Origin of the sequence: Leptolyngbya sp. O-77 (genome assembly GCF_001548395.1) — a bacterium.
Classification (GTDB): domain Bacteria; phylum Cyanobacteriota; class Cyanobacteriia; order Elainellales; family Elainellaceae; genus Thermoleptolyngbya.
Genome location: NZ_AP017367.1, coordinates 3,674,934 through 3,693,502 on the forward strand (window position 1 = coordinate 3,674,934; position 18,569 = coordinate 3,693,502).

At 56.6% G+C, this 18,569-nt stretch carries 12 protein-coding genes and 1 pseudogene; 4 read left to right on the forward strand and 9 right to left on the reverse strand.

The features are described from left to right. Positions 1-78 precede the first annotated feature (78 nt). Positions 79-618 (forward strand): photosystem II reaction center PsbP, encoded by a 540-nt coding sequence (gene psbP / locus O77CONTIG1_RS15605; RefSeq protein ID WP_068512279.1) that lies wholly within the window; start codon positions 79-81, stop codon positions 616-618. 32 nt (positions 619-650) lie between these two features. Here psbP and O77CONTIG1_RS15610 read toward each other — a convergent pair whose 3' ends face one another. Beyond that, positions 651-1,754: a serine/threonine-protein kinase gene (locus tag O77CONTIG1_RS15610; RefSeq protein WP_068516671.1), complete on the reverse strand. Its 1,104-nt coding sequence runs from the start codon at positions 1,752-1,754 to the stop codon at positions 651-653. Between the two features lie 785 nt (positions 1,755-2,539). Between O77CONTIG1_RS15610 and O77CONTIG1_RS15615 the strand changes: the two genes are divergently transcribed. Then, the gene (locus O77CONTIG1_RS15615; protein ID WP_068512282.1) at positions 2,540-2,890 is read left to right on the forward strand and encodes a YbaB/EbfC family nucleoid-associated protein; all 351 of its coding nucleotides are present in this window, start codon (positions 2,540-2,542) and stop codon (positions 2,888-2,890) included. Positions 2,891-3,155: 265 nt separating this feature from the next. Here the strand turns inward: O77CONTIG1_RS15615 and O77CONTIG1_RS15620 are convergent, their stop codons facing one another. Next, positions 3,156-4,505 carry an N-acetylmuramoyl-L-alanine amidase gene (locus O77CONTIG1_RS15620; protein ID WP_068512288.1) on the reverse strand — a complete coding sequence of 450 codons (1,350 nt, stop codon included), beginning with the start codon at positions 4,503-4,505 and terminating at the stop codon, positions 3,156-3,158. Positions 4,506-4,750: 245 nt separating this feature from the next. Here O77CONTIG1_RS15620 and dnaG point away from each other — a divergent pair, with 245 nt between their 5' ends. Continuing rightward, the gene (gene dnaG, locus O77CONTIG1_RS15625) at positions 4,751-6,757 is read left to right on the forward strand and encodes a DNA primase (RefSeq protein WP_068512291.1); all 2,007 of its coding nucleotides are present in this window, start codon (positions 4,751-4,753) and stop codon (positions 6,755-6,757) included. A gap of 109 nt (positions 6,758-6,866) precedes the next feature. Here the strand turns inward: dnaG and O77CONTIG1_RS15630 are convergent, their stop codons facing one another. From O77CONTIG1_RS15630 to O77CONTIG1_RS15650, 6 genes and pseudogenes are all read right to left on the reverse strand, one after another. Continuing rightward, the gene (locus O77CONTIG1_RS15630; protein WP_286132353.1) at positions 6,867-7,478 is read right to left on the reverse strand and encodes a pyridoxamine 5'-phosphate oxidase family protein; all 612 of its coding nucleotides are present in this window, start codon (positions 7,476-7,478) and stop codon (positions 6,867-6,869) included. Positions 7,479-7,566: 88 nt separating this feature from the next. Next, complete coding sequence (locus O77CONTIG1_RS15635) at positions 7,567-7,995, reverse strand: bis(5'-nucleosyl)-tetraphosphatase (protein WP_068512295.1); 429 nt, start codon at positions 7,993-7,995, stop codon at positions 7,567-7,569. A gap of 391 nt (positions 7,996-8,386) precedes the next feature. Further along, the gene (locus tag O77CONTIG1_RS26265; protein WP_172799708.1) at positions 8,387-9,808 is read right to left on the reverse strand and encodes a choice-of-anchor I domain-containing protein; all 1,422 of its coding nucleotides are present in this window, start codon (positions 9,806-9,808) and stop codon (positions 8,387-8,389) included. Positions 9,809-9,818: 10 nt separating this feature from the next. After that, positions 9,819-10,667: pseudogene (locus O77CONTIG1_RS25605) on the reverse strand (choice-of-anchor I family protein); the annotation flags it as partial. Positions 10,668-11,076: 409 nt separating this feature from the next. Continuing rightward, the gene (locus tag O77CONTIG1_RS15645; protein ID WP_068516674.1) at positions 11,077-12,255 is read right to left on the reverse strand and encodes a cysteine desulfurase family protein; all 1,179 of its coding nucleotides are present in this window, start codon (positions 12,253-12,255) and stop codon (positions 11,077-11,079) included. Between the two features lie 165 nt (positions 12,256-12,420). Further along, positions 12,421-14,331, reverse strand: coding sequence for a transketolase C-terminal domain-containing protein (locus O77CONTIG1_RS15650; protein ID WP_068512298.1), 1,911 nt, complete (start codon positions 14,329-14,331; stop codon positions 12,421-12,423). Positions 14,332-14,907: 576 nt separating this feature from the next. Between O77CONTIG1_RS15650 and O77CONTIG1_RS23665 the strand changes: the two genes are divergently transcribed. Continuing rightward, on the forward strand, positions 14,908-17,028 hold the full coding sequence (locus O77CONTIG1_RS23665; RefSeq protein WP_156435329.1) for an IS1096 element passenger TnpR family protein: 2,121 nt from the start codon (positions 14,908-14,910) through the stop codon (positions 17,026-17,028). A gap of 6 nt (positions 17,029-17,034) precedes the next feature. On the opposite strand, the gene O77CONTIG1_RS15660 is transcribed toward O77CONTIG1_RS23665, so the two are convergent. After that, a complete protein-coding gene (locus tag O77CONTIG1_RS15660; protein WP_068512301.1) occupies positions 17,035-18,162 on the reverse strand; it encodes an ABC transporter ATP-binding protein in 1,128 nt (375 codons plus the stop codon). Between the last annotated feature and the right edge of the window lie 407 nt (positions 18,163-18,569).

Sequence of the window (18,569 nt, forward strand, 5' to 3'; positions counted from 1 at the left end):
GGAGGTTTTTTTTTGCGCCTGACAATCTTGTGGGAAAGCCACCGTGGGACAATAGAACCGCTGCGTTTGGAATCCTCCATGCTAAAGCGATGGATTGTCACGGTGCTGGTCGCGATTGGTCTGACGATGCAGGGCTGCACATCCGTCACGGCGGCGCTCGATCGCTATGTAGACAGCACCGAGGGCTACGAGTTTCTCTACCTCAACAGTTGGGTGCCCGTCACGGTGAAGGACGGCCCCCAGCTCGTGCTGCATGACCTGATCGAAAGCACCGAAAATGTCAGCGTCATCATCAGCCCCGTGCCCGACGACAAAACGCTGGAAGACCTAGGCAGCCCCAGCGAGGTGGGCTATAAGCTGTGGAAAAACGCGCTGCAACCCAACCCAGCCGGGCGACGGGCGGAGCTAATCAGCGCCGAATCCCATGAGGTCGATGGGCAAACCTATTATTTGCTGGAATTTGCCGTGGACGCGCCCGATCTCCAGCGCCACAACTTGGCAAGCGTTGCTGTGAAGCGAGGGAAATTATACACCTTCAACCTATCCACCACAGGACGGCGCTGGGCCCAGGCCGAGAAAACGTTTCGGACGATTGTGGAGTCGTTTTCGGTGAGCTAGTGATGAACTAGCCCATTGCGCGAACCTGCCCCTCAGCCCCAAAAACCGGAGCTAACCAGTTCGCCATTGTTCCAGGCTTGTCCCTGCTGGCGCTGCTGGAGGCGCGATCGCCACTGGCGAATCTGCTGGGCGGTCTGGGCAAAGGGCGAAAACCGGGGCGCAGGCTCAACGACCGCTTCCGCAGCACCCGCAGCAGACAGGCGGCGGTTGACGTTCATACAGTCGGCCAGGTTGTCCAAGTATGGCTCCAGGTCGAGCGATCGCTGCACCTGCTCGACCGACGTATAGCGATCGCGCAGCGACACCCGCAGCAGCTTAGCCAGGATCTTGCCAAAGTGGTCGCTGACGTGAACGTAGTCTTCCCAGAGCATTTCGCCCGTGTAAGCGTCATACTCAAACTCCATTGGCGGCTTGCCCGTCAGCAGATACAGGCAGGTCACGCCGACCGCATACAGGTCGCTGGCGTAAGTGGGGCGCAGGGCAAGCTGCTCTGGTGGTGCAAAGCCGACCGTGCCTACGAACTGGGTCGTGGCGGTTTTGTGGGTCGCTTCTTCCACTTCGGCAATCTTTTCTTTCACTGCGCCAAAGTCAATTAGCACCAGTCGTCCGTCGTCCTCGCAGCGAATCAGATTGGGCGGCTTGATGTCGCGGTGGATGACTTGCTGCTGATGGACATATTCCAGAATCGGCAGCAGCTCTCGCAAAAAGCGCTTGACGGCCAGTTCCGAAAAGGGGCCATTTTGCTTGACTTGCTTGGCCAGAGTATAGCCTCGCACGTATTCTTGCACCAGATAAAACTCGCCCTCAACCTGAAAATAGTCCAGCAGACGGGGAATACTGGCATGACTACCCAACTGACTGAGGGTCTTGGCTTCCCGCTCAAACCGCTCGGAGGCCCGCTTTATCACAGCGGCATTGTCTATCCTGGGACAAAGCTGCTTAATCACGCAGAGGGGGCTACTGGGCAGCGACACATCCCGGGCCAGAAAAGTGATGCCAAAGCCGCCGCGCCCGAGCGCTTTTAGCACCTGATAGCGATCGCGAAACAGTTGGCTATTTTGGCAAAGCTGGCCGGGCTGAGTCAGCAGTTGCCGGGAGGATCGGGCTGCATTTAGGGGGGGGGTGGAGGACGCCATCATTAAGTTTGAGATGTGAAGTCAAAATTAAAGAAGCCAGCGCTGATCCGAAAAATCCCTGAGTCCGAGCCAGATGGTTCTGATATCTGCGCCAATGAAACGCACGAGCGGACTCTCCAACTGTCTGGAGCAGCGTTCGCTGCCCTTCACAACCTACCCAGTAGCATAAACCAATTTAGGAAATTCTGTGGATTTTCAAGGGATTTGCCATCTCCAGATAGGCTTGGCATTCCTGATGCTCCAATCACATTTCCAATAGATTTCCAACCTTGGGATGATTCTGGTTCTAAACCGCATTCCCTCATTCTGGATAGGGGCTATACCCAAGCTTCATCTACTTAAAGCCCTAGCAAAATTCTGACCCGCCTTGCCGGATAAAGCCTGCGTGGATTTTGGGAAATTCGTCTTGAGAGTCTGGAAAGGCTGGTAGGCAAGGCGAAGCGCGAATCTCAGGAGACAAATTGTGAAGCGTCCTTTGAAGGAAAGCGGGGCTGGTGATGCGAGGCTAATTGGGGCAGGCGCAGCACAATCATGGCTCGATGCCCAAGACACAAGGTGGGCGAAGGCAATGTGAACCAGGACAATGGGTGAATGACAAGCAAATGACAGGCAAAGAGGGCTAGAAACTTATTCTGGCGAGGGCGATCGCCACCCGGAGGCTTCCCTGCCAAGTCTGGGCGAACTCCGCGATTATTGCGAAGTCCACAACTCTTGACGATATCGCGATCTAAAAGTGCTAAGGTTTTAGCATTCGAGTGTGTGTAATTCACAAAGCGCAACTAATTATGACGAAAGGACAGGGACTCGGCGGCTTTGGACTCGGCAAAATGAAAGAGCTGACCGAAGCGTTCAAAAAAGCTCAGCAGGTGCAGGAGGGTGCAAAGCGCCTGCAAGAGGAGCTAGAAGTCATGGAAATTGAAGGCGAAGCGGGCGGCGGGTTGGTAAAGGTGGTGCTGAGCGGCAACCAAGAGCCTCGCCGGGTCGAGATTACGCAAGACGCGATGGGCGAGGGGCCAGAGGTGCTGGCAGACCTTGTGCTGGCGGCGGCCAAAGATGCTTATAACAAGTCCACTGCCACTATGCGCGAGCGAATGGAAGAATTGACGGGTGGGCTGAACCTGCCTGGAATGGGCTAGTCTAGCGGGGACTTGTAGCCAAAGTCTCAGGCTCAAGGGTTTGGGTCTTCAGGTTCTGAGCGCTTGTAGTCCTTGACAGTTCTAAATCTCAGCAATTCTGAGTCTTGGCAATGTCTTTGTAACTCTGAGAGGAGGCGCAGTTTGCGGCTGCGTCTCTTTTATCGTTCCGAAGCCTGCTATTACAAGAGGAGCGGGCGATCGCCCTTCCCTCTGCCTCTTTGCAACTTTCTGCAAAACGCCCTGGGACAGTCTTGTAACAAGATTCCTACAAAATCCCCGCCGACTCGTACAGCCGCCGCACCAGCGCCATAATCTTGTCGCCATATTGTGGATCGGCTGACCAGCGCCCGCTGAGCTGCCCCACCAGCGGCGCAACCCCCCGCGCCACAAATCGAAAGCGCGGATCGACTAGCCCCTGCACCAGCGGAGCTGTGCTGCCGTAGGCCTTGAGGTGCTGAATGTGGGCCCGCACGCCAATGCGAGCGCTGGGAAAGGACGCACCGCTGGGGCTGCCCGCCGCATCGCCCAACCCACCAAAGTTGTTTTGTCCTGGCTGGATTGTGCCGCCAAATTGCAAAAAGCTCGTCTCGACGCACATCTGGCAAAAGGCGAGGTCATAGTTCACGCCCTCCACGCTGCCTTCTTCGCGGTAGAGGCGCGGCAGATCAGGAAACTGGTTCAGCCCGGCTTCGTTATTGTTTTTCAAAAACATCCGCAGTTGCAGTTCTGAAGTCTGCCCAAGTCCCATAATTCGGTCGATTTGCCCCGGACAGATGCCAGAGTTTTGCAAAATTACGGTGCGCGTGGCCGCGTCCCAAGTAACGGAGACATTGAATGGCCGCAGTTCCACTGCCCGCACGTAGACAATATTGCGATAGGTGACGCGGCGGATGTCGGGCGACTGGCTGATATCGATGCCCAGGCGATCGACCAAATCGGCGGGAATAAAGGCATTGCCGTTGACGATAATGCCGCGCTCCTCATACAGCCCGCCGTTGATGTTAATGCTAATACTGGGGTAGGTTTCACCGCCGGGGTCGGGGGGCAGTCCGGCTACGGCCCGGCTCCAGGACGAGAGTCCGTCGGCAATGCCCAGCGCCAGGTCGCGCCGCTGGTTTTGCAAAATGCTGCGGTCTTCTGGGCTGGTGAGGAAGCCGACATTCATGAGCAGCGACGGCACAATCAACTGGCGGCAAAAGGCGAGGCTGCCTGTGCCTGAATCTGTGTCGGGCTTTGCGCCACGACTGGGCAGTTGGGGAACGCGCCGCAGCAGCGCCAGCAGCAGCAGTTCGGCATGGGCTTTGCGCTGGCTGTTGGTGGGAATGTAGAACACCGTTGCGCCGCGCACGGATGGGTTGGGTGAGGCATCGGCATGAATTTCTAGCGCCACATCTAGGTTTTGCGCCCGGGCGTTGATCCAGGCGAGGGTCTGGGCCATGCTCAGTTCGTCTGGCACGGACAGCACCTCCAGCCCCCGCGCCCGCAGTTCGGCCACAATCAGGTCGCGGGTCAGGATCATCTCCCGCGCCTCCGTTGTGCCTGCCACCACAATGCCAGGGTCGATGCCTGCGCCTTCTGTGCCGCCATGCCCCGCAGAGATAAAAATCCGTCCCATCGACTGCTGATCCTCGTTTGCGTGCCCGTTTCTAATTTGGTGGCGATCGCCCCTTGCACTCTGTAAGCTGGGAACGGGCGATCGCGCTACCCGTAAGACTAGCTAAATTCCGCACCCTTGGCGCAGGTTTGTGGGCAGCAGAAATTCGGAATTAGAAATTCGGAATCCGCCCTGCCGTGCAAGTGTGTAGAAAAGCGTCAAAATAGTCAAAGTAAAAGATACGCCCTGGCTCCCCTTCTAGCCGCATGGTTACGCCTCGCCTCCACCCCGACACTATCGAAGACGTGAAGCAGCGGGTCGATATCGTCGATATCGTGTCCGAGCATGTGGTGCTAAAAAAGCAGGGCAAAGATTTCACCGGCCTGTGTCCGTTCCACGATGACAAATCGCCCAGCTTTTCCGTCAGCCCCAGCAAGCAGTTCTACTACTGCTTTAGCTGTGGGGCGGGGGGCAACGCCATCAAGTTTTTGATGGAGATTGGCAAGCAGTCTTTTGGGGAAGTGGTGCTGGATCTGGCGCGGCGCTATCAGGTGCCTGTGAAGACGCTGGAACCGGAGCAGCGGCAGGAGTTTCAGCGGCAGTTGTCGCAGCGAGACCAGCTTTACGAAATTCTGGCGGTGACGGCCAAGTTTTTTGAACATGCGCTGCACCAGAGCCAGGGGGCGATCGCCCTCGACTATCTGCGCCACAAGCGCAAGCTCTCCCCAGAAACGATTCAGCGGTTTCAGCTAGGCTATGCCCCCGGCGGCTGGCAGACGCTCTACGGTTATCTGGTGGAGCAAAAGCGCTATCCGGTGGAGCGGGTAGAACAGGCGGGGCTGCTGGTGCCGCGCCAGGGCGGCAGTGGCTATTACGACCGATTCCGCGATCGCCTGATGATTCCCATCTGCGACGTGCAGGGGCGGGTGATTGGCTTTGGCGGCCGGGCCTTGGGCGACGAGCAGCCCAAGTATCTCAATTCGCCCGAAGGCGAACTGTTCGACAAGGGCAAGACGCTGTACGCGCTGGATTTGGCCAAAGGGGCGATCGCCAAGCGGGACGAGGCAATTGTGGTGGAGGGATACTTTGATGTCATTGCCCTGCACGCCGCAGGCATCACCAACGTCGTCGCGTCGATGGGCACTGCGCTGACCCAGGGGCAGATCAAGCAACTGCTCCGCTATACCGAATCCAAACGCATCATTTTCAACTTTGACGACGACAAGGCCGGCCAAAAAGCTGCCGACCGGGCCATCGGCGAACTGGCAGATCTGGCCTATCGCGGCGAGGTGCAGGTGCGGATTCTGAATCTGCCCGACGGCAAAGACCCCGATGAGTTTTTGAAGGCTCATTCCCCCGCCGCTTACCAAGACCTGCTGCAAGCTGCCCCCCTCTGGCTCGACTGGCAAATTCAGAAACTCTTGGCAGACAAAGACCTGAACCAGCCTGACCAGTTTCATGCCAGCACCCAGGCGATCGCCCAACTCCTGGGCAGCCTGCCCAACGCCACCCTCCGCACCCACTATATCCACCGCTGCGCCGAACTGCTGAGCCAGGGCAACGCCCGCCTGGCCGTGCAGCTTGAGCAAGATTTGAGAACGCAGGTGCGGGGGCAGCGCTGGCACGGGCGATCGCAAAAATGGCAAACCCCGGGCGATCGCACCCTGCTAGAAGAAGCCGAAGCCCAACTGCTGCGCCTCTACCTGCACCAGCCCGAACACCGCGCCGAAATCCGAGCAGCGCTAGAATCCCGCGACCTAGAGTTCAGCATTGCCCACCATCGCCTGCTGTGGCAGCAGATTTTGGAGATTGAGGAGACTACGACCGTGGAGGATGCAGTCGAGAGAAATGAGGGCACGGAGTGGTTCGCGACCTCTCAGCCCGCCGCCCCTTCGTCACGCCCATCCTCCCCCTCATCGTCTTTGCTCTCTCGCCTCCAAGACCCCCTCGCCGAACTCCCCGGCCAGCACGAAGCCCTCTATTCTCTCTTTCAGCTTGACGAAAAGACCCGACGTGACTTGGCGCGACCTGCCCTGGTCATTCGCACCGCCACGGCCTGCATGGAAATGGTGATGTGTGAGAAGCGGCGGCGGCATTTCCTCGACCTCTGGAAAAAAACGGACATCAGCACGTCGCCGGAGTTGGGGCAGTATTATCAGCAGCAGCTTTATCTGGAAGACCAGCGCATTAAGGTGCTGGAGCGAGAGCAGCGCAGCACCACCTTTGCCGATTTGGCACAGAGTCCCTGGGTTGGGGCCGGGGGGATCGAGTGATAGAGCAGCGGGGTCGAAGGAGCGCGGCCAGATCACAACCAGCCAGATCGCAACCAGCCAGATCGCAACCAGATTGCTCCGGTGGCCGACGCGAACCCTTCAACCGTGATCACGCCTTCCCTGGCCCATCCACTGCTCCCAGGGGGGTCACCAGCCCGTCCAGGCTGATGCGATTCTTGGTCTGGCGATAGGCTTTTAGCGCGTCTTCGCCTTTTTGTTCAGCCCATTGCACCAGATCCTGCCGCTGCTGCTGATAGTGGAACAGCGGCACAGCCATTCCGCAGGAGGTCTGGACTTGGGTGACCTCAACGTGGAGGATTTGGCGAGCGCCGGGCAGCGGTGGAAACAGCGGATAAAGCGCGTCCCATTTGGGAGATTGGGGTAAAACCGTCGTGCCGCGGCCATAAATCCGCAGAATCATAGGCGGCCCCTGAAACGCGCAAAACATCAGAGTGATGCGGCCATTTTCCTGGACATGGGCGGAGGTTTCGTTGCCACTGCCTGTTACATCTAGGTAGGCGACCCCGTGGGGCGACAGAATGCGAAAGCTATCGAGTCCTTTGGGTGACAGGTTGATATGCCCGTCGGCGCTGAGTGGGGCACTGGCAACAAAGAAGAGTTGCTGCTGGGCGATGAAGTCCTGAAGTTTGGGGGTGAGGGAGTCGTATTGCTGGGCCATGGCAGGAAGGGCGATCGCCAAAAGAACGACCAGAGAAACCACCAGAGAATGGCAGCCATTCTAGCGCAGTCTCGCATCGTCCCGCCCGATCGGGGCACTTTATTCTAACTACACAGCCCACCTACACAGCCTACGACAGCGCTCCGGAGTTTTTTAGATAGGCATAGACTTGCGACAGTACTTGTCGCGCCGGATTAAACGTGATCTTCTTCACCGCATCGTTATAGGGCAGCCAGGCATAGTCTTTGATTTCTTGAGCCTGACAGGTGACGACTGCCGACCTGACCAGCGCGGGAAAGTAGGTCACGGTCTTGTCGATAGGCTTTTTGTCACGCATGAAGCGGTAGTGTTCCATAAAAGCGTCTTCGCTGAGCAGGTCGTAGGCGGTGATGCCTGTCTCTTCCTCAAACTCGCGGCAGGCAGCGGCGATCGCCGTTTCGCCGGGGTCAGCATGGCCTTTGGGAAAGCCCCAGTGGCCGGCGTGGTGCTGAATTAGCAAAAACTTGTCGCCGTCCTCTTGGCGCAAAATGGGCACAATGCCAAAAGCCTCGTCTTTCATAGCAAGTTCAGTCGTGTGGGAGTCAAACCTGGTCGTTTGTCCAGAATGCTTGCATCACAGTTTAATCGATGCGGATTCTAGGATGTCGTATCTTGCGACAGAAAAATGCACCCCAGTCCTACTGACCTGAGGTGCGTCGTGAATTAGGGGTCTTGAGAGTGGCGTAATATCAATTCTTCTAAAGAGCGCTGCGAATTGAACTGTCGGAAGTTCTGCTACAGCATTTTCTTGCGGGGTGAGGCACATGCTGCCCTCACAAGGCAAGGGCTTATTGACCATCCGTGCGCCTCACTAGCTTCAAAAACGCTGTAGCGGCTAATTGGCAATCCAAAATCGCCAACTCCAAAATCGAGAATCGATATTGCCCGTATGCTACAAACTCGGCACTGGACTAGACAAACAGCCCTGCGTTGATTTGGGCGACGCTGAAGTTTTTCAGAATGGCGATCGCATCACTGCCCACGCTGATCGTGGCTTCGCGGTTATTGCCTGTCACCGTCAGGTCGGCAAAGGTGAGGCCGCCGGTGAGCTGAATGCGATCGTTTAACCCGAAGCGGTTGATGGTGGCCACGCCGCTGCCTGCCCCCAACACAAAGCGATCGCTGCCACTGCCCGCATTAATCACATCGTTGCCGATGCTGAAAATCAGGTTATTGCCTTCTCCGGCATTAATGGTGTTGTCGCCTGCCCCCCCATAAATCGTGTCGTTGCCTGCCCCCGCAAAAATCAGATCGTTGCCGTCGCCGCCGTCAATCCAGTTGGCCCCTTCGCCAGCGTAGATTGTGTCGTTGCCTGCGCTGCCCAAGATTTCATCATTGCCTGCGCCTGCATAGACCAAATCGTTGCCGTCGCCCGCCAAAATCAGGTTATTGCCCTCTCCGGCATAAATTTTGTCGTTGCCCGCGTTGCCATAGATTGTGTCGTTGCCGCTGCCTGCGTACAGATTATCGTTGCCGTCGCCGCCATAGAGTCGGTTCTGACCTTCGCTGGCATAGAGGCTGTCGTTGCCTGCGCCGCCATTCAGCACATCGTCGCCGTTGCCTGCGTAGACCTTATCATTGCCGTTGCCTGCATAGACGCGGTTGTTGCCATCCCCTGCAAAGATATCGTCATTGCCATCAAAACCGTAGAAGATTTCGGTGGCGCTAGTTCCATTCAGGCGGTTGTTGCCACTGGTGCCATTGATGACGGGCACAGTGCCTCGGCCGCTGGCGGTAGCAATTTCATAAGTGGTGGTGGTATTGCTGACTTCATGGGTCACAACCAGCAGCGGCTTGCCCGTGGGACTGTCTTCAGCAACCACAAACGCCAGTCCTTCTGGTGAGACATCGTCGGGCGTGTTGATGTATTGCACAAAAGCAGGGCTGGTAGGATTGCTAATGTTGTAAACCATCACCCCACCCGTGCGTTCTAGCCCAATGAAGGCATAGGTCTGACCATCGATTGTCCCAGTTACTATTCCTTCGGGTTCGGGGCCCTTGTTGTCGCTGCGGGTGTCGAAGGTGCTTGCGGTGCCATTGGAGTTAAACAAGTCCGGCACTTGGACGGCGGTAATCTGCTCAAACTGGTCGCCACTGTCGTAGACTAAACTGCCGTTGGCGTTCCAAATTGAAAAGGAGCGAGCGCCAAATACATAGATTTGGTCGAAGTCGTTGTCTCCGTCAGGGTTGCCCAGTGCATTTGTAACAGTGAGCCGTCCTAGATTTGCATTGTTTTTGAGTGTGGCAGCGTTGGGGAACGCGGTTGGGTCGAGCCGGTAGCTGTTTGCCCCCCACGCGCACTTCTTCGGCAAAGCCAGTGTAGTCGCGGGCATCGCCTTCATTGGCGGTGATCAGATAAGTCTGCCCGTTGACCGTGAAGCTGGCGATCGCATCGGGTTGATACATCCCCAAGACGGGCCAGTTTTGGATGTTGATGCCACTGTCGCGATCGCTCGCATCTAGCCCGCTCCCTGACAGGCTGTGATCTTTGAAGCCCAGCGGCTTGATTTCTTTCACCGTTGCCGTTTCCAAATCAACGATTGCCAGGGCGTTATTTTCTTGCAGCGTCACCCAGGCCGTTTTGGAATCGGGCGACACAGTGATGTATTCTGGCTCCAGATCTTGAGCAACGGTCGCATTGGGCCCAAAGATCCGCACCCCAGCAGCAACTAGTGCATCCTTTAATGCATTAAAGGCAGAAAAATCCGCCGTTTTGACGCTGCTCTGATCAAGCCGCAGCACGCCTTTTGACAGGTCGATAATGCTAATCGAGCCTTCTGGGTCTACAGAGTCGAGTTGGTTATAGCTATTTGGCTCACCTTCATTGGCTACGACGATCTTTTTGCCGTCGGGGGTAAAGGTGAGCATATCGGGCAATGCGCCAACCGTGACGGAATTCAGCAGGTTGCCATCCAGATCGTAAAAAGCCACAACGCCCGGAGCCTGCTTGTTCGCTCCATTTTCAATGGCCACGGCAACAATGCCGTTTTTAACCGCGATGCTGTTGGCAATCCCAAAAGCAGAGGTGTCGATGGTTTTCACGAGCGTCGGCGCGGTGGGGGTGCTAACGTCTAGCACCTCTAGCGCACTGGTGCCTGCCACAACGTAGAGGCGCTGTGTGGTTACGTCATAGGCTGAGATTTCCGAGCCTGCGCCTTGATAGGTTCCAAGTTTTGAGAGCGTAATTGCCATAATCTTCGTAAAAATTAGAACAACAGTTGAGCGATCTACGTGAATTTACTTGGGCAAGAGATGACCGTTCTTGCAAAGCGGTCTCAAACGCGCACCAAAACTTGAGGGCTGCAAAGGCAACCCTGAAATCTGGTTCCAAGGACAAGCTGAAGCCAGATGACCGATCTCATCAGCAGATCGTCACCCTGATCCAGTTGCCATATTTCTGAGGAAATACTTAGCTAGAAAATACCATTGGTCTTTTCACTGACTCATGTATTCCTAAGCACAGAAGCCAACAAGAATGTGTAAAGCAATACTTTTTTGTAAACGGGCTTCACGTCCAGGGAATTGTTTGAGCCGGAAAGGCTTGATCAGGGAATCGAGCAGAACTTCCTGTGTTCCTTATTGGAGTACTGGAGGGCTGACTCTAGGCGGGGGCTGAGGAAATGGAACGCTGGGAGCGCAACGACTGCACTGCCTGCACCACGGCTGCACCTGCCTGCTCAATCTCCGTTTCTGTGGTAAAGCGGCCGATGCCAAAGCGCAGGGATGTAAAGGCCAGGTCGGGCGATCGCCCAATCGCCGTCAGCACATGGGAGGGGGCGATTTTTGTGGAACTACAGGCCGCACCGGAAGAAACTGCGATTTGCGACTGCAACGCCAGCAGCAGCGCCTGGCCGTCCACGCCTTCGATGCTGAGGTTCAGGTTGCCAGGAAGCCGCTGGGTGGGATGGCCGTTGAGATACACGCCGCCAAGGGGCTGGATCAGGGAAAAGAGGCGATCGCGCATTTCCGCCAATCTTGCCCCCTCTGCTTCCCGACTCTCCAGCGCCAGCTCCACCGCCTTCGCAAAGCCCACAATCTGCGGCACATACAGCGTTCCCGACCGCAGCCCCCGCTCATGCCCGCCGCCGTGAAGCTGGGGCGCAAGCTGCACACGCGGGTTGCGTCGCCGCACGTACAGCGCCCCAATGCCCTTCGGCCCGTAGACCTTGTGGGCCGTCAGCGACATCAGGTCAATCTGCATCGTCTGCACGTCCAGCGGAATTTTGCCAATCGCCTGCGCCGCATCCGTGTGAAACAGCACGTTGTGGCGATGGCAGATTGCGCCAATCGCCGCCAGCGGTTGCAGCACGCCAATTTCGTTGTTCGCCGCCATCACCGACACGAGGATCGTGTCAGGACGGATCGCCTTTTCTAGCGCTGCCAGATCCACCAAGCCATCGGGCTGCACGCCCAGCCGCGTGATCTCAAACCCCAGCGATTCCAGATAGGCGCAGGGGTCGAGGACGGCGCTGTGTTCCGTCGCCAGAGTAATCAGGTGTTGCCCCTGGGAGAAGTAAGATTCCGCCACGCCCTTGATCGCCAGGTTGTTGGCTTCCGTCGCACCACTGGTAAAGATCAGTTCTTCGGGTGCGGCATTGATGGCGGTGGAGAGAATGGAGCGCGATCGCCCCACTGCCGCCTCTGCCTCCCAGCCGTACTGGTGTGTCGTGCTAGACGCATTGCCAAAATACTCCGTGAAATACGGCAGCATCGCCTCGACCACTCGCGGATCGACAGGCGTGGTCGAGTGATTGTCCAGGTAAATCGGGCGATGGGGCATCAGCCAATGATTGCTAACAAAAGGCTTTGCAAAGAAAGCTGAGCCAGAAGAGATCCCCCCTTCACCCCCCTTAAAAAGGGGGGGAATGTTCAGCAAAGCCCCCTTAGCAAATGAGGAATGCCTAGCAAAGCCCCCCTTGCTAAGGGGGGGGTGGGGGGATCGCTTCTACACCAGCTTTTTCACTTTGTCGATAATACCCACAGGGTCAATGCCCTGATGGGGGAACTGCTCCCACAAGCCACCACAGCCCTCTTCGTGCGTGCCGTAATAGGCGAACTTCGGCGTGTAGCCCCGCTCTAGCAGCCAAGACCCAAAGCGACTGCCCAGCCCTGTCCGGCGGTTAAAGGCTTCTACCACCACGACAAAGGGTGACTTGCCAATCTTCGCCATTACGTCTTCATCCACCACATTCAGCGTGGACTTGTTGATCAGCCCCACGTCCAGTCCCTCTTGCTTCAGCCGCTCCACGGCATCCAGGGCGCGATAGACCGCATCCCCGACGGCGACAATGTAGCCCGCCGTGCCTTCCCGGACGACTTCATCTTTGCCGGGGACAAACTTGTAGTTGGCACCGTAGAGTTCGTTGCCGCTGCTGTCTAGCAAAATCGGCGTTTTGGAACGGGTAGAGAAAATAAACCGCAGCCCCGGATCGAAGAAGATCGCCTCGACGCAGGCCTTCATCTGGTTGGCATCGGCGGGGAAATAGAGCTTGGTATCATAGCCATCATCCAGCCCGTTGTCGGCAAAGAAGTTGTTAATCCCAAAGTGGCAGGTGTTGTCGGCCATGTCGTCGATGCCAGAGTGCGAGAAATGGCACAGCAGGTTGGAGTAGTTCAGCCGCGCCATCGTGATTTCGGAAATGCACATTTCCAAGAAGGCGGCGAAGGTGGCGAAGATGCCCTGCTTGCCCTGTTCCATGCCAAAGCCCGCCGCTGCCGACAGGTTGCCCCGCTCCATGATGCCAGAGGGAATGAACACTTCCGGGTAGGCATCGTGAATTTTCTTCAGACCGCAGGAGCCTTCCAGGTCGCTATCGACCACCAGCACTTTTTCCTTGCGCTCGGTTTCGCTCATTTTGGCCAGCACGCCATTTACCGCGTCGCCAAACACATTGCGGTTGGAATCCCACTTGCTGCTGATGCCCAGGAAGGTGTAGTCATTCTTGGGAGCCTGGATGCTGCTGAGGTGGGCAGCGGCGGCGGCATGGCCCCGCTTTTCCAGGTAGGACACGGCCAGTTTCACCGAAATTACGTCGTGCCCGTGGTTGGAGCCTTCTAACCCTTCGATGCCGGGGCACATGGGGCGCTTGCAAATAACGGCGATTGGGCCGGGCGTGTTCACGGCTTCGCAGATGGCGGCGTAGAGCGCGTCGATATCTTCACCATTAACCTCCAGCACCTTCAACCCGTGCCCTTCCAGAGTCCGCTTGACGCTGTAGCCGGGGAGGTACTTGGAGGGGTGTCCTGCAATGGTGACATCGTTGTCGTCGATGATCAGCTTGACGTTGAGGTGCTGCGCCACCGCCAGGCGAGCCGCTTCCGCATCGTTCCCTTCTTGCTGGGAGCCGTCGGAGCCGAGGCAGAAGACCGTCTTGCCAGGATTTGCAAAAGCTACACCGTTGACGTAGGGCCACATATGCCCCAGACGGCCAGAACTGAACTTGACACCGGGTGTTAGCCCCAGTTCTGGGTGGCCGGGCAGTTTGGAATGGGCCAGGCGATAGCTCATAAGCTGCTCAGCGGGTAGGTCGCCATTCAGCGTCGCCATCAGGTATTGCGTGCCGACGCGGTGTCCTGCCTCGTCGAAGAAAATTGGCACAAAAGACTCTGGCTTGCCACGAAACAGCGCGTCCAAAATCATCACTTCGGGCACGGTGTCGTAGGGGCCGCCCGTGTGACCGCCAACGCCGTGGGCTGCACCCGTAGCGGTGAAGAACACGATCGCATCTCGGCAAAGCTGGATATTAGCCTGGAGGGCCGCTTTTTGATCGGCTGTGAGCGTGGGTACGGCAGGATCAAGCGTCAGTTTTTGATATGCGCTGAGGTCGATGGGGAAGGTTGCGCCAGTTGCAGTCATAGCGTTTGTCCATAAAAGATTTTGGGGCAGTGCAAGCGATCGCCCGCGTCGGAGCATCGATCGGCTGCTATCGATTTTCCCTGAAAACCAGGGCACTCACCTCACTAGGGTTGATCCTAGAGATAGGCCTACCAGAATGCAAGTTTAGTGGCGAACGTGCCTCTGCTGATTAACTATTGATTAATAACTATTGATTAATAACTATTGATTAAATTGTTTGCAAACCTGTCTGAGGAGGTTCATGAGCGGCGAGCCGCAGAGGTCTGGGTTTGCGAAGATCCAGAGCGCTGCTGTAGCGCCAAAGTGCAAGCTTCAGTCGGCTGGAGGTGTGATGGAGCGATCGCCCATTTGCATAACCCGTAACACCTCATCTCGAAAACTACAGTAAAATCAGGGCACGCTTGCAGGTGGTGTGATTGGGCAAGGCATAGCACGCAACGAATTTACGCTGAACTTACGCTAGAACAAATCTTACGCTAGAGCAAATCTTACGCTAGAGCAGATCTAGAGCAAGTTCGCCAGGTTTTTTAGAGCAGCGATCGCCTTCTGTCCCACGTTTTGATTCTGGAGGAAAAGATGTCTTTTCAGTTTAACCAGATCGATCGGATTAAAGATTTTGACAAGGCGATCGAAGCGCTGGAGTCGGAATACTTGCCGGGGCTAGTTGAGGCGTTTGGCAACTCTCCCGAAGGGCAGGCGTATTTGAACTCTCAGCCAGCGGAGGAGGCTTATCTGGGCGACTGGGTTGGCAATTTCGTCTATCTTGGCTATTCGTATCTGAACGTGACGCTGCCCAAAATGCAGAAGCGGGATGCCGAGGTCATATTGCAGCAGCTTTTCCCCAGCAAAATTGCCCTTTCGGAACCGGACGATGCGAACCGCATTGTGCCAGAGATGATCGCCTTCTGGGAGTTTGTGCAGCGGGAATACAAACAGCGCCACAGCGGCAAAATCCTGACATTTCTCCACAAAATTGAGCCGACCTTTGCTGCCACAATGAACGACCCGCGAAACTTTGGCACTGCCAAGTCGTTTTTCATGTCTGGGCAGGCGAGCGGATTTGACATGACCACTCCAGAGGGGCTTGCCGCCTATCAGGAGCAGTATAACCAGCAGGTTCGCAACGATCCATCAGCATCGATCTTTCCCCTGCAAGGGATGCAGGGAATGCCAATGGCGCTCAATCCCTTTGCTGGGGGCGTGCCGGAGGGTGTGCCGCCGGAGTTTGTGGCGTTGATGAGCCAGCAGCTTGGGCTTGGCCCGGTGCTAGGGCTGGAGCATTTACCGACCGATCGGGAGGAGCTAGTGAGCGCGATCGCCCAATATCTGGTGCGTGAGGGGCTGGTCACGCTTGAAGCTATGGAAGGCTCAGAGCGAGAAGGTGAAAACGATGGCAACTTGTTGGGCTTGCTGGATTTTCCGTCCCAACTCCAGCAGGACTTTTTGCGGCAAGCCGCTGAGTCCCAAGACCTGGCGCTATCCGAAGAGGCGATCGCCCTCCTGCAAGACCTCCGCATCACGCCCACCACCCCCGGCACCATTGTTCAAGATTTTGATCGGCTGCTGGAAAGAATCGGCGCGGACGGCATTCCGGTTAGCAACACCCGTCAACAGCTTAATCTCAACATCCTCAAAGAGCTGAACGCTTTGCTGAGCCAGCCGATTCAAATCGACCTCAAGCGGCCGCAGCAAAAATCCTACCCCAATCTGTACGGACTCTATCTACTGCTGCGGGTTACGGGACTAGCCCAGATCCGCCAGATGGGCAAGACACCCAAGCTAGTGGTCAATCCTGACCTCTACGCGGCGTGGCAAACGCTTAACCCCACCGAAAAATATTTCACGCTGCTAGAGGCCTGGCTGATCCGGAGCGATCTGGAACTGCTAGGAGAAGACCGGAATCCGCTGAATGAAGGGAGCCGAGTTCTAAAAGCTTGGACTGATTTGTCGAAGCAGCCCAAAACTTACCGAAACTACGGCGAACAAGATCGGCTGAACTACTGGCCAGGATTTCACAATCTGACGCTGATGCAGATGTTTGGCTGGGTGGAGTTGGTCTGCCCCCGCCCCGATGCGGGCAAGGGCTGGCGCGTTAAACAGGTAAAGCCCACGCCGATTGGAGATGCGATCGCCACTGTAGCGCTCAACGCCTATTACGACCAAGAATTCCAGTGGGCCTCGGAAAGCGACTTTACCCTGCCCTGGGGCGACTTTCAGCCCTATTTTCAGCCCTATTTCCCCGAATGGCGACAAAATCTGCCCGCGCTCCAGCCCCCAGCGCATCAAACCGGAACCTACATCTTCAAAGTTTCGCTCGGAAAAATCTGGCGGCGACTGTCGATGTCGAGCGAGTCTACTCTAGAGGCATTGGGTGACTTGATTCGAAAGTCGGTGGATTTCGACTCTGACCACCTCGATTTGTTTTCCTTCAAAGACGCGATAGGTCGCACGGTTGAAATTCATAATCCTTATATCAACTGGCGCGAGGGCAAAGCCAGTAACGAAGTGCTGATTGGCGACCTGCCTTTACAGCCTGGTATGGCAATGACTTACCTATTCGACTTTGGCAACTGCTGGGAATTTAACGTGCAGCTTGAAGAAATTCAGCCCGGAAAACCCAAGCGGGGCAGCAACAAGATTTTGGAGCGCCACGGCAAAGCGCCGGAGCAATATCCCAACTGGGACGAGGACGAATAGATCTGGTTACAGGAGGCGATCGCCCGTTTGCGAGTCAAACAGGAACAATGCGCGATCGTCGAACTGGAGCGAGAGGCGATCGCCCACCGCAACCGACTGCTCTGGCGCAACCAGCAGGCTGATCGGACGCTCCTCTCCTGGCACCATCGCCCGCACCAAAGTTTCGCGCCCCAGCGGCTCCACCAGCGTCACCTGCGCGACTAGTCCAGCGTCTTCCGCAGACCCAAGGCGCAAATGCTCTGGCCGGATGCCCAAGTTGACAGACTGATGGGGGTGATTTGCGAAGCGTTCGCGCAAGCGGTGCGGCGCACTTTCCCTACGAGAATCGTCCAGCGTAGACTGCCAAATTGCCGGGCAGGGCAGCGCCTGTTCGCCAATGTGTAACTGATCGTGAGCGTAGGTCGCGCTCAGCAGGTTCATCGGTGGATTGCCGATAAAGGTCGCCACCATCTGGTTTGCGGGCTGGCGGTAAATTTCTTGCGGCGGGCCAATTTGCTGAATCCGCCCCCGGTTCAGCACGACGATCTGATCCGCCAGGGTCATGGCTTCGGTCTGATCGTGGGTGACGTAGATCGTGGTGATGCCGAGGCGCTGATGCAGTTGCTTGAGTTCGGCGCGGGTGTCGTCGCGCAGTTGGGCATCCAGATTGCTCAGCGGCTCATCCATCAAAAACGCCTGGGGTTTACGGGCGATCGCCCGCCCCAAGGCCACCCGCTGCTGCTGCCCGCCAGAAAGCTGACCCGGCTTGCGATCGAGCAGGTGCGTCAGGTCAAGCGACTTGGCCACCGCCTCAATGCGCGGCCGAATTGTGTCGGAATCTGCCCCGCGCATCCGCAGCCCAAAAGCCAGATTTTCCGCCACCGTCATGTGCGGATACAGCGCGTAGTTTTGGAACACCATCGCCACGTCGCGCTGGCGGGCGGGCACGTCATTCACCCGGCGATCGCCAATATACAAATCCCCTGAAGTCGCCGCCTCCAGCCCCGCAATCGTCCGCAAAATCGTCGATTTGCCACAGCCCGACGGCCCCACCATCACCCAAAACTGCCCATCCGGCACCTCAAAGGTAATATCGGCGATCGCCGTCGTCGCGTTAAAAATTCGGTTAATTTGCTTTAGCGCAATTCGAGCCACAGAGCAAAGATAGCAGTATTTTTCTATTCTCCATCTATCTAAACAAGGCAGGACTTACGCACTTGCGATAAGTTTTCTAAGTTTTGGACGATTTCTCGCCGGCTGCGCCCGCGAGAAATCGTCCAACTGCGTAAGTCCTACAAGGAAAAACGAAAAACGAAAACCTGGCCTTCCCTCTTCCCTCTTCGTTCTTCCCTCTTCCCTCTTCGTTCTTCGTTCTTCCCTCTTCGTTCTTCCCTCTTCGTTCTTCCCTCTTCCCTCTTCCCTCTTCCCTCTTCCCCCCCGTTCGGCCAAGTTTGACAACGTTTTAGCTATCAAATGTAGCAAATCTTGCAAATCTCTTTAGACCCGGCGTTCGTTTTACCTCCGCGCTTAGAATAGGAAAATTATTCTCCACCCACCCAGGA